The organism is Rhodococcus sp. PML026 (assembly GCF_000963615.1).
Lineage (GTDB): Bacteria > Actinomycetota > Actinomycetes > Mycobacteriales > Mycobacteriaceae > Rhodococcoides > Rhodococcoides fascians.
Genome location: NZ_KQ031375.1, coordinates 809,647 through 825,608, shown reverse-complemented (window position 1 = coordinate 825,608; position 15,962 = coordinate 809,647). Strand labels below are relative to the sequence as shown.

The 15,962-nt window shown below is 65.7% G+C and carries 14 protein-coding genes; 11 read left to right on the top strand and 3 right to left on the bottom strand.

What is annotated here, in order from left to right; genetic code table 11:
* Positions 1-210: 210 nt before the first annotated feature.
* Complete coding sequence (locus VF34_RS19335) at positions 211-945, top strand: ferritin-like fold-containing protein (RefSeq protein WP_032366312.1); 735 nt, start codon at positions 211-213, stop codon at positions 943-945.
* A gap of 137 nt (positions 946-1,082) precedes the next feature.
* A complete protein-coding gene (locus VF34_RS19330) occupies positions 1,083-1,310 on the top strand; it encodes a DUF3107 domain-containing protein (protein ID WP_027496533.1) in 228 nt (75 codons plus the stop codon).
* A gap of 83 nt (positions 1,311-1,393) precedes the next feature.
* Here the strand turns inward: VF34_RS19330 and VF34_RS19325 are convergent, their stop codons facing one another.
* Positions 1,394-2,047 (bottom strand): HTH-type transcriptional activator FasR, encoded by a 654-nt coding sequence (locus VF34_RS19325; protein WP_027496534.1) that lies wholly within the window; start codon positions 2,045-2,047, stop codon positions 1,394-1,396.
* A 336-nt stretch (positions 2,048-2,383) separates the two neighbouring features.
* Here VF34_RS19325 and VF34_RS19320 point away from each other — a divergent pair, with 336 nt between their 5' ends.
* From VF34_RS19320 to VF34_RS19310, 3 genes are all read left to right on the top strand, one after another.
* Entirely contained in the window at positions 2,384-3,412 is a 1,029-nt protein-coding gene (locus VF34_RS19320; RefSeq protein ID WP_370878773.1) for a DUF3152 domain-containing protein, read from the top strand.
* 76 nt (positions 3,413-3,488) lie between these two features.
* Positions 3,489-4,655: an adenylyltransferase/sulfurtransferase MoeZ gene (gene moeZ, locus VF34_RS19315; protein ID WP_080732074.1), complete on the top strand. Its 1,167-nt coding sequence runs from the start codon at positions 3,489-3,491 to the stop codon at positions 4,653-4,655.
* Positions 4,656-4,723: 68 nt separating this feature from the next.
* Positions 4,724-5,578 carry a TIGR02569 family protein gene (locus VF34_RS19310; RefSeq protein WP_027496537.1) on the top strand — a complete coding sequence of 285 codons (855 nt, stop codon included), beginning with the start codon at positions 4,724-4,726 and terminating at the stop codon, positions 5,576-5,578.
* On the opposite strand, the gene VF34_RS19305 is transcribed toward VF34_RS19310, so the two are convergent.
* Positions 5,568-6,260: a FadR/GntR family transcriptional regulator gene (locus VF34_RS19305; protein ID WP_032372686.1), complete on the bottom strand. Its 693-nt coding sequence runs from the start codon at positions 6,258-6,260 to the stop codon at positions 5,568-5,570. The two genes, VF34_RS19310 and VF34_RS19305, sit on opposite strands and share 11 nt — an antisense overlap.
* A 98-nt stretch (positions 6,261-6,358) precedes the next feature.
* On the opposite strand from VF34_RS19305, the gene VF34_RS19300 reads away from it, so the two are divergent.
* From VF34_RS19300 to VF34_RS19275, 6 genes are all read left to right on the top strand, one after another.
* Positions 6,359-7,600, top strand: coding sequence for an MFS transporter (locus VF34_RS19300; protein WP_027496539.1), 1,242 nt, complete (start codon positions 6,359-6,361; stop codon positions 7,598-7,600).
* A 224-nt stretch (positions 7,601-7,824) separates the two neighbouring features.
* Positions 7,825-9,228: a nitrate/nitrite transporter gene (locus VF34_RS19295; RefSeq protein WP_032372878.1), complete on the top strand. Its 1,404-nt coding sequence runs from the start codon at positions 7,825-7,827 to the stop codon at positions 9,226-9,228.
* A 59-nt stretch (positions 9,229-9,287) separates the two neighbouring features.
* On the top strand, positions 9,288-11,783 hold the full coding sequence (nirB, locus tag VF34_RS19290) for a nitrite reductase large subunit NirB (protein ID WP_032366317.1): 2,496 nt from the start codon (positions 9,288-9,290) through the stop codon (positions 11,781-11,783).
* A 128-nt stretch (positions 11,784-11,911) separates the two neighbouring features.
* Positions 11,912-12,289 (top strand): nitrite reductase small subunit NirD, encoded by a 378-nt coding sequence (nirD, locus tag VF34_RS19285; RefSeq protein ID WP_027496542.1) that lies wholly within the window; start codon positions 11,912-11,914, stop codon positions 12,287-12,289.
* A gap of 20 nt (positions 12,290-12,309) precedes the next feature.
* Positions 12,310-13,491, top strand: a complete 1,182-nt coding sequence (locus VF34_RS19280; RefSeq protein WP_045841967.1) for a uroporphyrinogen-III synthase — start codon at positions 12,310-12,312, stop codon at positions 13,489-13,491.
* Entirely contained in the window at positions 13,488-14,222 is a 735-nt protein-coding gene (locus tag VF34_RS19275; RefSeq protein WP_080733166.1) for a sirohydrochlorin chelatase, read from the top strand. The genes VF34_RS19280 and VF34_RS19275 overlap by 4 nt, the downstream gene beginning before the upstream one ends.
* Here the strand turns inward: VF34_RS19275 and VF34_RS19270 are convergent.
* Positions 14,179-15,960, bottom strand: coding sequence for an NTP transferase domain-containing protein (locus VF34_RS19270; RefSeq protein WP_268987790.1), 1,782 nt, complete (start codon positions 15,958-15,960; stop codon positions 14,179-14,181). The genes VF34_RS19275 and VF34_RS19270 overlap by 44 nt on opposite strands.
* Positions 15,961-15,962 lie beyond the last annotated feature (2 nt).

Sequence of the window (15,962 nt, the reverse complement as noted above, 5' to 3'; positions counted from 1 at the left end):
TCGCTGCGGCGAAGCTCTAGAGGCGACCCGGATCAGGTGCGCACACATTATCGATGATCGCCGCATCGGCTTTCGGTCCGTGTGACAGGTCCGCGAGCAACGATCGACACCATGGTAGCTTGCCCGGCCCGATTCTCCACGGTCGACGGGTCGCGGCAGGTGTGACGCGCCCCGCGACGGGGCGTCGGACACGGGTCTACGATTCGTGGAATGGGAGCCCATTCGTCGGAGTCGTCGTCGCCCGCAGTTGCATCCACCGCCCTCGTCGGGTCGAGCGATCCGGACAGAGGGGAGCCCGCGATCGCACACGATCACCCGGGCGTTCCCGACTTGTTCGCCGTGCTCGCCTACGGCGAGATCTCTGCGTTCTACCGGTTGGCGGAGGACGCTCGAATGGCTCCGTCCATGGAAGGCCGGGTGGCGCTGGCGAGTATGGCCGCCGCCGAGATGAGTCACTTCGAGACGTTGGAACAGGCTTTGTCCAACCGTGGCCTCGACGTGTATTCGTCGATGGATCCGTTCGTGCGGGCTCTGGACGAGTACCACGCCTCCACCACGCCGTCGACCTGGTTGGAGTCGTTGGTCAAGGCATACGTGGGTGACGGAATCGCCGCTGATTTCTACCGGCAGATCGCGCACAGCCTCGCCCCCGACGTCGCGGAGATCGTCCGCGATGTCCTTGCCGAGACCGGGCACTCGGAGTTCGTCGTCCACGAGGTGTCCGAACGGGTCCGGGCGAGCTCCCAGGACAAGGCACGCCTGATGTTGTGGGGGCGTCGACTGCTCGGCGAGGCGATCACGCAGGCCCAGTTCGTGCTCGCGCAGCGCGAGTCGCTGACCGATCTCGTCATCACCGCGTCGGGCGACCTCAACGGGGTCGTCGCTCTGTTCGATCGCATGCAGGAGCAGCATGCCGAACGGATGTCCTCGCTCGGGTTGGACTGATCGGCTCGATCGGGCACCGGGCGGGGCGGGTCCCCGCCGGTGTTCGCTGACAGCACAGGCCTGGAAGCGGCTGCGGCACGCGGGCTGCACTAGCCTGGCGAGAACAGCGTCAGTTGTCGAGAGTTCGGAGGTTGACCGTGGAGGTCAAGATCGGTGTGTCGGAGAGTTCCCGTGAGCTCGTCGTGAACAGTGCGCAGTCCCCGGCCGAGGTCGAAGCGCTCGTATCGACCGCCTTCGCAGGTAAGGACGGAGTGCTGTCGTTGGAGGACGAGAAGGGACGCAAGTTCTTGATCCAGACCGCCAAGGTGTCGTACGTCGAGATCGGCCCGTCCGATCCTCGCAAGGTCGGGTTCGCAACCACCTGAGACGGCCGGTAACACCACACGCCCCTCGTTCTACTCGAACGAGGGGCGTGTGGCGTATGTGGGAGGGATGCCCGACCGGCTGGTTACGGAGACTGCAGCGGAACGTGCGACAAGCCGCCCCAGGCCAGTGAGACCGTGGTGTCGACGGCGTCTTCCTTGGAGATCGGCCGATCTGCTTCGAGCCAGTAGCGCGCGGTGAACTGGCTGGCACCGACTAGGCCGACGGCCAGCACTCGTGCTCGGTACGGATCGAGTCCGGAATCGTGGGCGACCAGGTCGAAGACGGCGTCGACGCATGCTTCGGTCGCCTGCTCCACGCGGGCGTTGACCTGAGGGTCACCCATCAGATCCGACTCGAAGACCAGACGGAAACCCTGGGTGTCGGTGTCGACGAAATCGTAGAACGCCAGAACCGCGGCGCGGACGCGTTGCTTGTTGTCCGTCGTCGAACGCAGAGCCTGACGAACCCCGGCGATGAGGGTGTCGACGTAGCTCTGCAGTACCGCCAGGTACAGCTCGAGTTTGCCGGGGAAGTGCTGGTAGAGAACCGGCTTGCTGACTCCGGCGCATTCGGCGATCTCGTCCATTCCCGACGCGTGATAGCCGCGGGTTACGAAGATTTCGCTCGCAGCAGCCAGCAGTTGCGCCCGACGGGCATCACGCGGCAGCCTGGCGCTGCGGCGGTTGCCGGTGGTGGCCGGACGGTCGGAGGACCTCCGGTCGTCGAGATCTGTCATCAAATATGTTCCCATCGCGTCGACAGCTGCGCTCGTCTTGGTTCGACAACGTGCGGTCCGGCGTGAACTTTCGGCGGGTGGCCTTCGGTTCGGACCGCTCGTAGCGCAGATCACGGGCAACGATACTCGTGGCCGTCGGCACCGCTGGGATCCTGGGGGATCCTTGTCGGAAACGGTCGATCTCGAATCACATCGGATGGTTTGTTTGTACGATGTTTGTCGTACCGAGAGCCCGATAGATCCGTCCCCGGTATCGGCGTGCCGAGCGGCGAGCGAGCAGGATTGTGAGATCGTGAGCGAGTGACTGACCGAGGCGAGCCGCGAATTCGCGGCGGTGTGCAGTCCGGCGGGTTCGACGAGCGGTCGGACGATCTTCCACGAGGCGTGGGTGGTCGTGGGTCGCATCAGCCCTTGCGCGCGCAGTGGGACCCGACGCAGCGCGAGGTCAAGGACCGCAGTCGCCGCCCCGAGCGTGACGTGCGTAAACAGACCAAGTTGGGAAAGTTCGCCGCCACCTACGGCTGGCGGGCGTACGCGGTACCGATTCTGATCGCCGTCACCGCGCTCGTGGTCGTCGATGCCGTTCGGGCCGGTGACCCGGTTGTCGGCACCGCCTCTCAGGGCACCTCGCAGGACCCAGGGTTCGGCACGCTGAGCTCCGATACGTCCGGAACCGGAATCATCGGGGTCCCGCCGCAGGCCGACGGCAATTTCGCGGAAACGATCTCGTCCGGTGAGCTGCCCGACGGTGGACCGTTCGCGGTGCAGGGGGCAGGCACCTGGCACACCGTCGCCGGGAGCACCGAGCAGGTCGGCCAGGGAACCGAGCGGGTGTTCACCTACACCGTCGAGGTCGAGGACGGTGTGGACACCGTCGGTTTCGGCGGCGACGAGTCGTTCGGCCGTCTGGTGGATCAGACGTTGGCCAACCCCAAGAGCTGGACCAACGACCCGCGTTTCGCGTTCCGCCGTATCGATCAGGGTGACCCGGATTTCCGGATTTCCCTGACGTCGCAGATGTCCATTCGGCAGGCGTGTGGATACGACATCCAACTCGAGGTGTCCTGCTACAACCCCGGCATCGAACGGGTCGTGCTCAACGAACCCAGATGGGTACGCGGAGCGATCTCCTTCCAGGGAGACATCGGTTCGTACCGTCAATATCAGATCAACCACGAGGTCGGGCACGCCATCGGCTACCAGCAGCATCAGCCGTGCGAAACCGACGGCGGGCTGGCACCGGTGATGATGCAGCAGACGTTCGGAACGGCCAACGACGACATCGCGCGGCTCGACCCCGAGGGCGTCGTGCCCATGGACGGCAAGACCTGCCGGTTCAACCCGTGGCCCTATCCACGCGGGTGAGCAATCGCGGATTAGATTCGAAGGCGGCGAACGCAGTTATGTGGTCGCCCCGTCGAGTCGAGGAGAGTCGCTGAGCGTGGTCCACCTACCGCCACTGGTCGAAGCCACCGGTGAACTGACCTCCGAGGAGGTTGCCAGGTACAGCCGTCACCTGATCATTCCGGACGTCGGAACGGACGGCCAGAAGCGGTTGCGGAACGCCCGCGTGCTCGTGGTCGGAGCCGGCGGACTGGGTTCGCCTGCGCTGCTGTACCTCGCGGCCGCCGGCATCGGAACTCTGGGCATCGTGGAATTCGACGACGTCGAGCTGTCCAACCTCCAGCGACAAGTCATCCATGGGCGGTCCGACGTCGGACGACCGAAGGCCGACAGCGCACGGGACTCGATCCTCGAACTCAACGACGGCGTCACGGTGGTGCTGCACAGGGTCCGCCTCGACTCGTCCAACGCGATCGATATCTTCGGCGATTACGATCTCGTTCTCGACGGCACCGACAACTTCGCCACCCGATACCTCGTCAACGACGCGGCCGCACTGGTCGGTATCCCGTACGTGTGGGGTTCGATCTACCGGTTCGAGGGGCAGGTCTCGGTGTTCTGGGATGCAGCTCCGGGCGGCGTCGGGATCAACTATCGAGATCTGTACCCCGAGGCTCCGCCGCCGGGAATGGTGCCCTCTTGCGCCGAGGGTGGCGTCCTGGGCGTGCTCTGCGCCTCGATCGGGTCGGTGATGGTGACGGAAGCCATCAAGTTGATCACCGGAATAGGCGAGACGCTGCTGGGACGGCTGATGATCTACGACGCGTTGGCCATGAGCTACCGAACCGTCGGACTGGCCCGTGATCCGCACCGAACCCCGATCACGGAACTGATCGATTACGACGCCTTCTGCGGGGTGGTGCCGGCCGTCGAATCCGACGACGCCTCGATCAGCCCCGAGCAGCTACGGGCGATGTTGGATTCCGGACGCGAGGTCGCCTTGATCGACGTGCGTGAGCCGGTGGAGTGGGACATCGTGCGGATCGAGGGCGCTCGGCTGATACCGCGCGGGCGAATTCTGTCCGGGGCGGCGTTGGCCGAACTGCCACAGCAGGTACCGATCGTTCTGTACTGCAAAACCGGCATCAGGTCCGCGGAGGTTCTCGACGCTCTCGTCGGTGCCGGTTTCACCGACGCAACCCATCTCGACGGCGGAATCGTGGAGTGGGCCAAGCAGATCGAGCCCGGCCTGCCCATCTACTGACGTGGCGGCTGGGCCGCATGCGCGCGTCGTCCGCAGAGCTCTGCCCGATCGGCGGTACCGTGGCGTTCGTGAGCTCTGTCGAACCTCCTCAGCACGTGATCTCTACGTTCGGGCTGCGCGATGTCGAACCTGCGCCACTGGGTGCGGACTGGGACGGAGGGTGGCGTCTGGGTGACGTCGTGCTCTCGCCCGTCGCCGATCACGCTCGCGCAGCCTGGTCTGCGAAGGTGCGAGAAACACTGACTGTGGACGGTGTGCGCCTCGCTCGACCGGTGCGCTCGACCGATGGTCGATACGTCGTGTCCGGTTGGCGTGCAGATACGTTCGTCGCAGGCGAACCCGAGCCTCGCCACGACGAAGTGGTCTCGTTGTCCATGCGGTTGCACGCAGCGACCGCGCAGTTGGAACGTCCCCGCTTCTTGGTGCAGCCACCCGTCGCCCCGTGGGCCGACGTCGACGTGTTCGTCGCGGCCGACCGGGCCGCCTGGGAGGCCGTTCCGCTACGGACCGCTCGCGGTGCGGGTGCGCCGGAGCCGTCGTCGAGTGACGGCAAGAGCAGCCTCGAATTGGTCAAACAGCTTGCGACACTGCGTAAGCCCGTCGAATCGCCGGACCAATTGGTACACGGCGACCTGTTCGGGACGGTGTTGTTCTCCGGCAGCGATGCTCCGGGGATCAGCGATATCACCCCGTACTGGCGTCCGGCGTCGTGGGCTGCCGGCGTCGCCGTGGTGGACGCGCTCTCGTGGGGAGACGCCGACGACGGTCTGGTGGGCCGGTGGGACGATCTACCGGAATGGCCGCAGATGCTGTTGCGCGCGTTGATGTTTCGTCTGGCTGTGCACGCACTTCATCCGCGGTCGACGTCGGAGGCATTTCCCGGCCTCGCGCGCACGGCAGATCTGGTGCGTCTCATTCTGTAGGTTCGGGCGCGTGGCCCGGAGCGGCGGAGAGTTCGCGGAACAGCGACCGGGCGGAGGCGATTGCCCGGGCCGAATCACCGTCCACGATCGCGTCGACGAGGGCTGTGTGCTCGGCGACGTAGTCGTCGTCGTGAGCGGTGGCGTGTTCTCTGATCGTCTCGTGGATCACCGGTAGCAACGAGTCGTAGAACTCCAGGTAGATCGCGTTGTGGCTGGCGGCGACGATGCTCCGATGCAGGCGCGCGTCGATTCGTACGGCGTCGGCCAACGGCACGTCGCCGCTCGACCAGGCGACATTGCGGTTCTCGAGGGCGTCGTTCATCTCTCGGATGTCGTGCTCGTCGCGTCGATCCGCAGCCAATGCTGCTGCGGTCACCTCGAGAGTTTCCCGGAGCTCGGTGACGTCGCGATAACGGGCGTCCGAGAAGTACTTGCCCAGGGTGCCGCCGAGGTCCGAGCAGGTCATGACGAACGTTCCCGACCCCTGCCGTCGCTCGACCATGCCGGCGTGGACGAGTGCCTGAACGGCCTCACGAACCGTGTTTCGCCCGGTGCCGGTCATCTCGCACAGCTCCGGTTCGGTGGGAATTCTGCTGCCGACCGGCCATCGTTTCGACGTGATCTCGTCGCGCAGGGCTGCAGTGACCTGGGTGATCAGGCTCGATCGGTGGACCTGGCGCACGGAGGCTCCTCGTTCTGGGGGCGGTGCAGTGCTCGGGGTGCTGCGCCGACGATGATACTGCGTTGCACCCGATGATCCGGTCATCCTATGATTACGCGGTGAGTGCGCCTACCGTTTCCGAGACCACCCAGACCGGTACATCACTCGTTCGCGGCCGACTGCTGGTGTTCGCCGCCATCGTTCTTTCTGCGCTGACGCTGCGCGCCGCCGTGACGTCCATCAGCCCTCTGTTCGGCAGGATCGCAACGGATCTGCAGTTCGGGGATGCCGTCATCGGCGTCGTCGGGATGCTGCCACCGGCGATGTTCGCCGTGTTCGGGTTGGCGACACCGCTTCTCGCCAAGCGCACCGGTCTCGAGCGCGCCGCCCTGCTCGCCATGGCGTTGACCACGATCGGGATGGCCACCCGGGCATTCGCGCCGAACACGGCGTCGTTGCTGGCGCTGTCCGCGATCGCCCTCGCCGGCATGGGTATCGGAAACGTCGTCATCCCACCTCTGGTCAAGCGGTACTTCTCGGATCGACTCGCAGTGGTCAGCACCATCTACATCTGTGCACTCCAGATCAGCACCATGATTCCGCCGCTGCTCGCGGTTCCGGTCGCCGATGCCCACGGGTGGCGGCTCTCCATCGGGGTCTGGGCGATCGTCGGTGTTGCCGCAGCATTGCCGTGGCTCGGTGTCGTGATCGCCCGACGTGGTCGCGACGAGAAGGACGTCTCTGCCGAGGCCGGTTCGGCGGCCGTGCACACCCGATCCGGCGGCCGCATCCATCGATCCTCGCTCGCGTGGGGAATGGTGATGATGTTCGCGATGACGTCGCTGATCACGTATTCGATGTTGACGTGGCTGCCGACGCTGTTGATCGACTCGGGTATCGGCGAGGGGTTGGCCGGAGCCTCGGTCGCCGCGTTCGGAGCGATGGGCCTGGTCACGTCGCTGGCCACGCCGACCCTCTGCGCAAAACTGCGAAATCCGTTCGGCCTCGTCCTGGTCGCCGCGGTGTGCTACCTCTGTGGGTTCTCCGGCTTGCACTTCTCGCCTGCCGCCGGAACGGTGATCTGGGTGTGCCTGATCGGCCTCGGCACGATGACCTTTCCGATGTCGCTGACGCTGATCAATCTCAGGACCCGCACCGCGGTGGGCTCATCCTCGCTCTCGGGCTTCACCCAGGGGCTGGGCTACGTGGTGTCGGCCACCGGACCGATACTGTTCGGCTTCCTGCACACCGTGTCCGGCGGTTGGGGATTGCCGCTGACGCTGCTCACCGGATGCGTTGTGATTCTGCTGGTCGGCGGCTATCTGTGCTGTCGACCTCGGATGCTCGAAGACTCCTGGTGACCCGGCTCGTCGACGCGTTCGATCTCACGTACGCGCCGACGAGCGGGTGAGAACGAGTTAATCAGCGGGTCACCGCACGCAGCGCCGCTGCAACATGGCTTTCCTATCTTGGTGTCACTCACCGAACCAGGAGGCCATACGTGACCAGCCTTTCTCGCAGCGCTTCAGCCGAAACCGGCTCTGCTGCCACCGCACCCGTTCCGCCCGGGACCGTTCCCGTCTCGGTGAATCACCGGATCGCGCATTGGAATTCCGAGGACGTGCAGGCGTGGGAAGGCGGCGGTAAGCAGATCGCCAAACGAAACCTGATCTGGTCGGTCGTCGCCGAACACGTCGGCTTCTCGATCTGGTCGATCTGGTCGGTGATGGTGCTGTTCATGCCGTTGTCGGTTTACGGCATCGATGCCGCGGGCAAATTCTTCCTGGTGGCAGTCCCCACTCTCGTCGGTGCTGTCCTGCGTATTCCGTACACGTTCGCCACGGCGAAATTCGGCGGGCGCAACTGGACCATCTTCAGCGCTCTGGTGTTGTTGATTCCCACGCTGTTGACGATGTACTTCATGTTGAACCCGGCCTCGTACACCACGTACATCATCGTGGCGGCGTTCGCCGGAGTCGGCGGCGGTAACTTCGCCTCGTCGATGACGAACATCAACGCCTTCTATCCGCAGCGCGAAAAGGGATGGGCCCTCGGACTGAACGCCGGCGGAGGCAACATCGGCGTACCGGTCATCCAGCTCATCGGTCTGCTGGTCATCGCTACCATCGGCAACACCGCACCCGAGATCGTCTGCGCCGTGTACCTGGTGTTCATCGCGATCGCCGCCGTCGGTGCCGCGCTGTACATGGACAACCTCGACAACCAGAAGACCAACGGCCGCTCCATGATCGACGTGTTGAAGTTCTCCGACGCATGGTGGATCGCCTTCCTCTACATCGGTACGTTCGGATCGTTCATCGGCTTCAGCTTCGCATTCGGGCAGGTACTCCAGATCAACTTCCTGGCCGGATTGACCGACGGGGCACCCGCCACGGCGGCTCAGCAGGCCCAGGCCTCGCTGCACGCTGCACAGATCGCGTTCCTCGGGCCACTGCTGGGGTCGCTGTCGCGTCCGTTCGGCGGCAAGCTCGCCGACAAGATCGGCGGCGGAAAGATCACCCTGTACACGTTCGTGGCCATGACGTTCTCCACCGGAATTCTGGTAGCGGCCAGCACCTGGGACGACTCGACGCCCGGGGCGGCCAGCGGCACTGTGATGGTCCTCTTCGTCATCGGATTCATCGCACTCTTCTTGCTCTCGGGCCTCGGCAACGGGTCGGTGTACAAGATGATTCCCGCGATCTTCGCTGCGAAATCTGTTGCACTGCAGGGCATGACGGTCGAGGAACAGCAGCACTGGTCCCGCAAGATGTCCGGCGCACTGATCGGGATCGCCGGTGCCATCGGCGCACTCGGCGGTGTCGCCATCAACTTGGTGCTGCGGGCGTCGTACTCCGGTAGTGCGAAGTCGGCAACCACAGCGTTCTGGGTGTTTCTCGGCTTCTACGTGGTCTGCGCGATCGTCACGTGGGCGATCTACCTGCGCAGGACAAATTCCGCCGACGCCGACGCACCGGTAGCCGTCTGACGCTCGGTGTAGGCGCACTCAAAACACTCTGCACGGCAACGAAATCGGAAGGACCCGCAATGAAGAACGCGGTAGTGGTAGGGCACGGAATGGTAGGGCACAGGTTCGTCGAGGCGCTGCGGGCGCGCGACGAGGGTGCCGAGTGGAAGATCACGATCCTGTGCGAGGAAGCTCTGCCTGCGTACGACCGGGTGGGTCTGTCGTCCTACGTCGGTGCCTGGGACCACAAGGAACTTGCGTTGGCGGGCAACGACTATCCGGGCGACTCCCTCGTCGAGATGCGTACCGGGGTGCGGGCCGAACGCGTCGACCGTGACCACCGAACCGTCGTCACCTCGGCCGGCGACACCGTGGAATACGACGCGCTGGTCCTCGCCACCGGCTCCTACCCGTTCGTCCCGCCGATCGCCGGACACGACCTGCCCGCGTGCTTCGTCTACCGCACCCTCGACGACCTGGACAGGATCCGTGCACGCGCCGACGCCGCTGGACCGGGAGCCGTGGGCGTGGTCGTCGGTGGCGGCCTGCTCGGCCTCGAAGCGGCGAACGCGTTGAAGAAGATGGGCATGACGCCGCACGTCATCGAGTTCGCGCCGCGATTGATGCCGCTTCAGGTGGACGAAGGCGGCGGTGCGCTACTGGCCCGCCTCGTCACCGATCTGGGGTTGAACGTGCATGTGGGAGTGGGCACGTCGTCGATCACCGAGAACGACAGCGCCGGATTGACGGTCGAGCTGAGCAACGGCGATACGATCGACGCGGCGCTGCTGGTGTTCTCCGCGGGGGTACGACCGCAGGACCGGCTGGCTCGCGAAAGCGGCCTCGACGTCGGCGAGCGCGGCGGTATTCTGGTCGACATCGGCTGCACCACATCCGATCCCGACGTCTACGCCATCGGCGAATGTGCTGCGGTCGAAGGCCGATGCTACGGACTCGTCGCGCCCGGATATTCGACGGCCGAGGTGGTGGCCGACCGATTGCTCGGCGGCGCAGCGGAATTCCCCGGAGCGGACATGTCGACCAAGCTCAAGCTCATGGGCGTCGATGTGGCGAGCTTCGGTGACGCGATGGCCGCAACTCCGGGTGCGCTCGAGGTGGTCTTCAGCGACGCACCCAAGGGCACCTACGCCAAGCTCGTCGTCACCGACGACGCCAAGACGTTGCTCGGCGGCATCCTCGTCGGCGACGCATCGGCGTACTCGTTGCTCCGGCCGCTCGTCGGACGCGAATTGCCGGGCGATCCGGGTTCGCTGATCTCTCCGGCGGCCGAGCAGGTCGGCATCGGAGCGCTTCCCGACGACGCCGAGATCTGCTCGTGCAACGGTGTGACGAAGGGTGCGATCTGCTCGGCTATCTCCGACGGTGCGTGCGATCTGGCCGCGGTGAAGAGCTGCACCACGGCAGGCACCACCTGTGGAGGATGCTTGCCGTCGATCAAATCGCTGCTGGCGGCATCGGGAGTGGTGCTGTCGAAGTCGTTGTGCGAGCACTTCTCTCAGTCGAGGGCCGAGTTGTTCGAGATCGTGCGGGCGACGAACACCCGAACTTTCTCGTCGTTGATCGCCAAGTACGGATCGGGTGCCGGCTGCGACATCTGCAAGCCCGTCGTGGCCTCGATTCTCGCGTCCACCTCGTCGGATCACATTCTCGACGGTGAACTGGCGTCGTTGCAGGACACCAACGACCACTTCCTGGCCAACATCCAGAAGAACGGCACCTATTCGGTGGTGCCTCGGATGCCGGGAGGGGAGTGCACGCCCGAGCAGTTGATCGTCATCGGTGAGGTCGCCCGCGACTTCGGGCTGTACACCAAGGTGACCGGCGGGCAACGCATCGACATGTTCGGTGCCCGCGTCGAACAGCTTCCCGAAATCTGGAAGCGGCTCGTCGACGCAGGCATGGAATCGGGTCAGGCGTACGGAAAGTCGCTGCGTACGGTCAAGAGCTGCGTCGGGTCCAGCTGGTGCCGCTACGGTGTTCAGGACTCGGTGGGAATGGCCGTCGACCTCGAGAACCGGTACCGCGGACTGCGCTCGCCGCACAAGATCAAGTTCGGAGTGTCGGGCTGCGCACGTGAGTGCGCCGAAGCCCGCGGCAAGGACGTCGGCATCATTGCCACCGAAGGTGGCTGGAATCTCTACGTGGGCGGCAACGGTGGCCAGTCGCCCAAGCACGCCCAGTTGCTCGCGTCCAACCTCGACGACGCCACACTCGTCAGCTACATCGACCGCTATCTGATGTTCTACGTCCGCACCGCGGACCGCCTGCAACGCACCGCACCGTGGCTGGAATCGCTCGATGGGGGATTGGACCACCTCAAAGCCGTCGTCTGCGAGGACAGCCTGGGCATCGGCGCAGAACTCGAGGCAGACATGGCACGCCACGTCGCCGGCTACAAGGACGAATGGGCAGGGGTGCTCGAGGACGAGGAGAAGCTCGGACGGTTCGTGTCCTTCGTCAACGCTCCGGCCGAGGCCGATCCGACCATCGCGTTCGACGAGTCCGGCGCACGCAAGGTGCCCGTGCTGATGGGGATGCCGCGCATCGGCGCGTGACGTGCTCGAGTGACGGGTTCCTGACAACCGACAGGTCACGAACCTGAGCGCATGTGCACAGGTGGGTAATCGCCGCTTAACGGCCAAGAAACACGGGCAGCGTCAAATAGCTGACCAGGAGGTACGCCATGACTGTCATCGATTCACATACTTCGGTACCGAACGATCTTTCGCGAGACTGGACCCCGGCCTGCACCCTCGATGCTCTCATCCCGGGTCGCGGGGTGGCGGTGCTGCTGCGCGGCGGCACCCAGGCGGCACTGTTCTTACTCGACGACGGACGGCTGTTCGCGGTCGGCAACATCGATCCCTACGGCCGCGCTGCAGTGATGTCACGTGGTCTGGTCGGCGACCGCGGCGGCGAGCCCACCGTCGCGTCTCCGCTGCTCAAGCAGGTGTTCTCTCTCGTCGACGGACGTTGCCTCGACGATGCGGAGGTCTCGCTCGGCTCGTTCGAGGTCGCCACGGTCGAGGGTGTCGTGCTCGTCCGCGGCGGATCTACGTGACCGAAAATGCCGGGGCGGACATGCCTCTGGCCGGGTTCACCGTCGGGGTGACGGCGTCGCGTCGCGCCGAGGAGTTCGCGACTTTGCTCGAGCGGCGTGGGGCCAGCGTGATGCACGCGCCTGCGATCAGAATAATCCCGCTCGCCGACGACGCAGAGTTGGAACGCGTCACCGCGGCGATCATCGCTGCACCACCCGAGATCACCGTCGCCACCACGGGAATCGGTTTTCGTGGCTGGATCGAGGCCGCCGACGGTTGGGGGCGAGCCGAAGAACTCGGTCGTGCTCTGGGTGCGTCGCGACTGTTGGCGCGCGGTCCGAAGGCTACCGGTGCCATTCGCGCGGCGGATCTACGTGAAGAATGGTCGCCTGCCTCCGAGTCGTCCGCCGAAGTGCTCGAACATCTGCTCGCCGAGGGCGTCGAGGGCAAACGCATAGCGGTACAACTTCACGGCGCGACCACCGAGTGGGAGCCGGTTCCGGATTTCTGCGAGGTACTGCGTTGCGCCGGAGCCGAAGTGGTGCCGGTGCCCGTCTACCGTTGGACGGCACCCGACGATCAGAGTCCGATGGATCGCATGATCGAATCGGTCGTCGTCGGTGATCTCGACGCCATCAGCTTCACCTCGGCACCGGCGGTCGCGTCGATGCTGATGCGTGCCGACGAGAACGGCGTACTCGAGCCTCTGCTGCAGTCGATGCGTACGCGAGTGCTTCCGGTGTGCGTGGGGCCGGTCACCGCAGCCCCGCTCGAACAGCTGTCGGTTGCCACCACTGCGCCTGCGCGTGCGCGGCTCGGCGCGCTCGCCCGTCACATCGCCGAGGAGCTGCCCAGGAGAACCGGTCGCCTGCACGCAGGCGGGCATGTGGTCAGTGTTCGGGGACGGTGTGTGGTGGTCGACGGGGAGGTGCGGCCCGTGTCCCCGGCCGGGATGGCGCTGATGAAGACGCTGAGTCGTAATCCGGGGCGCGTGGTCTCCCGTGAAGACCTGTTGGCCTCGTTGCCCGGAGGGGGTGGCGATACCCACGCGGTGGAGACCGCCATGACCCGACTCCGTTCCTCACTGGGGGCACCCAAGGCGATCCAGACCGTGGTCAAACGCGGCTACCGTATCGCGTTGGACTATATCGAGACCGAATCCGACTGTGATGCACACGAACCCGCGGGGGCTGTTGCCGTGAGCGAGGGGAGTAAGTACTGATGGAACCCACCTTGGTGTTGGTCGCACACGGCACTCGAAACCCGCGCGGTGTGGAGATGGTCGCCGCGCTTGCCGACGCCGTCTCGAAGCAGATCGGTACTACGCGTGTCGCCTTCGTCGACGTGCTGGGACCGTCCCCGTCCGAGGTGCTGCGCGACACTCCGGAATCGGCGGTCGTCGTTCCGGCATTTCTGGCATCGGGTTATCACGTCCACACCGACGTGCCGCGCGAGATCACGGACAGTGCGCACTCGTCGGTCGCCGTCACCCGTGCCCTCGGGCCGGACCCGGTGCTCGCGCGAGTGATGGTCGATCGGCTCCGGGACGCCGGCTGGCGAGCCGGCCAGAGCATCGTGCTCGCGGCCGCAGGATCGTCCGATCCTCGTGCGTTGCAGGAACATCGGATCGCGGCGGCCATGCTCGCGGACGCCGCTCGGGCACCGGTGAAGATCGGATACGTGGCCACCAGTACGCCGACCGTCGCGCAGGCGGTGTCCGGACTGCGGGAAGCCGCGCACGATCGAGTGTTCGTGGCGAGCTATCTGCTGGCTCGTGGGCTCTTCCACAATCGGCTGGCCGACGTGGGAGCCGACGGCGTCGGTGCGCCGCTCGGGGTGCATCCGGCCATCGTCGATCTCGTCGTCGAGCGGTACCACGAGGGTGTTCGGCTGCTGGCCGGTTCGGAATTCAGTACGGTAACGGAAGAATTGTCACCGGCTCGTCGTCGCTGACGTCGGCGGGTATCACGGCGAGAGCATCACGGCCGACGAGGTGCGCCAGATGAGCTGTCCGGACCTTGACGTCGGCTCGCCAGCGGGTACCGTCGGCCACCACGGGAACGATTCGAGGGATCGGGGCTCGAACCTCGGATGCATTGGACAACAACCCCGTTCGCGGTGAACGCGGAATGCGAGCGGTGAGCGCGTCGACGATCGCCGGTGCGGTCAGCAGCGCCGTGCTCACTGCCGCGAGCGGATTTCCGGGGAGGCCGAGGACAACCGTACCGTCGGGCAGGGTCGCGGTGATCTGGGATCCGCCGGGTCGCACGCGCACTCGCCCGACGACGGTTTCGGCACCGAGGGCGGCGAGCGTGGAGCGTAGCTGATCGGCGGCACCTCCTCCGGTGGCTCCGACCACGACCACGAGGTCGATGTTCTCGGTACTTCCCAAGAGGTCGGCGAACGCGGTCGCCGTGTCGTCGAGCAGCAGTGCGTCCACGACGGCGATTCCACAGTGCGCCAGATACTCCGGCAGCGCCGATCCGAGTACATCCCTGGTCTCCCCGGGTGCCAGTGGACCCGATACCCGAATCTCGTTTCCGCTGATCACAATTCGTGCGCGAACCGGCCCCCGCACGTCGAGTTCGGTCACCTCCGCGCTCGCGGCGAGTGACCGAACAGCAGTGTCGATCGCGGTACCCGAGGCAACCAACTCCGTTCCGGGAAGCCAGTCCTCGCCGCGGCGACGCGTGTCGTCTCCCGACGTCGCCGTCGGTGCGCGTTCTACGACGCCGGCCGGTGTCGTGACCGCGTGTTCGTCGCGAACGACCGCAGTGGCACCGGGAGGAAGCGCTGCGCCGGTCGCGATGCGTACCGCGCTGCCGTCGGCGAGTCGCGCGATGCCGGACGTCCCGGCGTAGGCGATATCGGGCCGCAGCGTCCACGGAGGGGGTCCGCTCACGGCAAATCCGTCCATCGCGGAGATATCGACCGCAGGCAGTGCCGTTGCCGCCACCAACGGTTGCGCGAGCACGGTCCCCGCCGTGTCCTGCAACGGAATTCGATGAACAGGGAGGGCGGCTACTCGCTGTCGAATTCGTTCGTGCGCGGCGTCGATGTCGAGTACGTCCTCCGATCTCGACGCGGCTGCGGCGCGCGCGGCTACCAGATCGGCAGGGGTATCGCAGTCCTCGATATCGGCAACCGTGACGACGCGGTGCTCGTTCGGTACGAGTGCGCGCATCGGGGCGCCCTCGACGGTATCGAGCGCCGCCACCGCCGAGCGCAGCGCGCTGTAGCGCCAGACTCCGAGCAGGAACTGGATGCGACCGGTGGCGTCGGCCGCGAACACTGCGTCGGTCTCGACTCGGTCGAAGTGATCGATCAGAGACTGCACCGCAGAAGCATTCAGCAGCGGTATGTCCGACGCGACGACTGCCACCAGATCGGCTGTGCCGTCCAGTGTTTCGAGCCCGGCGGCCAGAGCTGCCACCGGGCCGCCGCCGGCGGGGGACTCTCGGGTCTGCACGACCGAACCCGGTACTGCGTCGCGTGTGGGGCCCACCAGTACCGTTCGGCGACAGTCCGAGACGGCCGACACTGCAATGTCGACCAGTCGTCGTCCGCCGACGGTGAGCGCGGGCTTGTCGACTTCTGCAGATGGCGAGCCGGCAAGGCCTGCCATTCGCGATCCGCGACCACCCGCGAGCACGATGGCGTCGCAGATCGGCTCGGTCGACGAGCCGCTCACCG

Coding starts and splice junctions, on each gene's coding strand:
- VF34_RS19325 (WP_027496534.1), bottom strand. CDS start 2,047: ATGACAGATCTCGACGACCGGAGGTCCTCCGACCGTCCGGCCACCACC.
- VF34_RS19335 (WP_032366312.1), top strand. CDS start 211: ATGGGAGCCCATTCGTCGGAGTCGTCGTCGCCCGCAGTTGCATCCACC.
- nirD (WP_027496542.1), top strand. CDS start 11,912: ATGACTGTCATCGATTCACATACTTCGGTACCGAACGATCTTTCGCGA.
- VF34_RS19280 (WP_045841967.1), top strand. CDS start 12,310: ATGCCTCTGGCCGGGTTCACCGTCGGGGTGACGGCGTCGCGTCGCGCC.
- nirB (WP_032366317.1), top strand. CDS start 9,288: ATGAAGAACGCGGTAGTGGTAGGGCACGGAATGGTAGGGCACAGGTTC.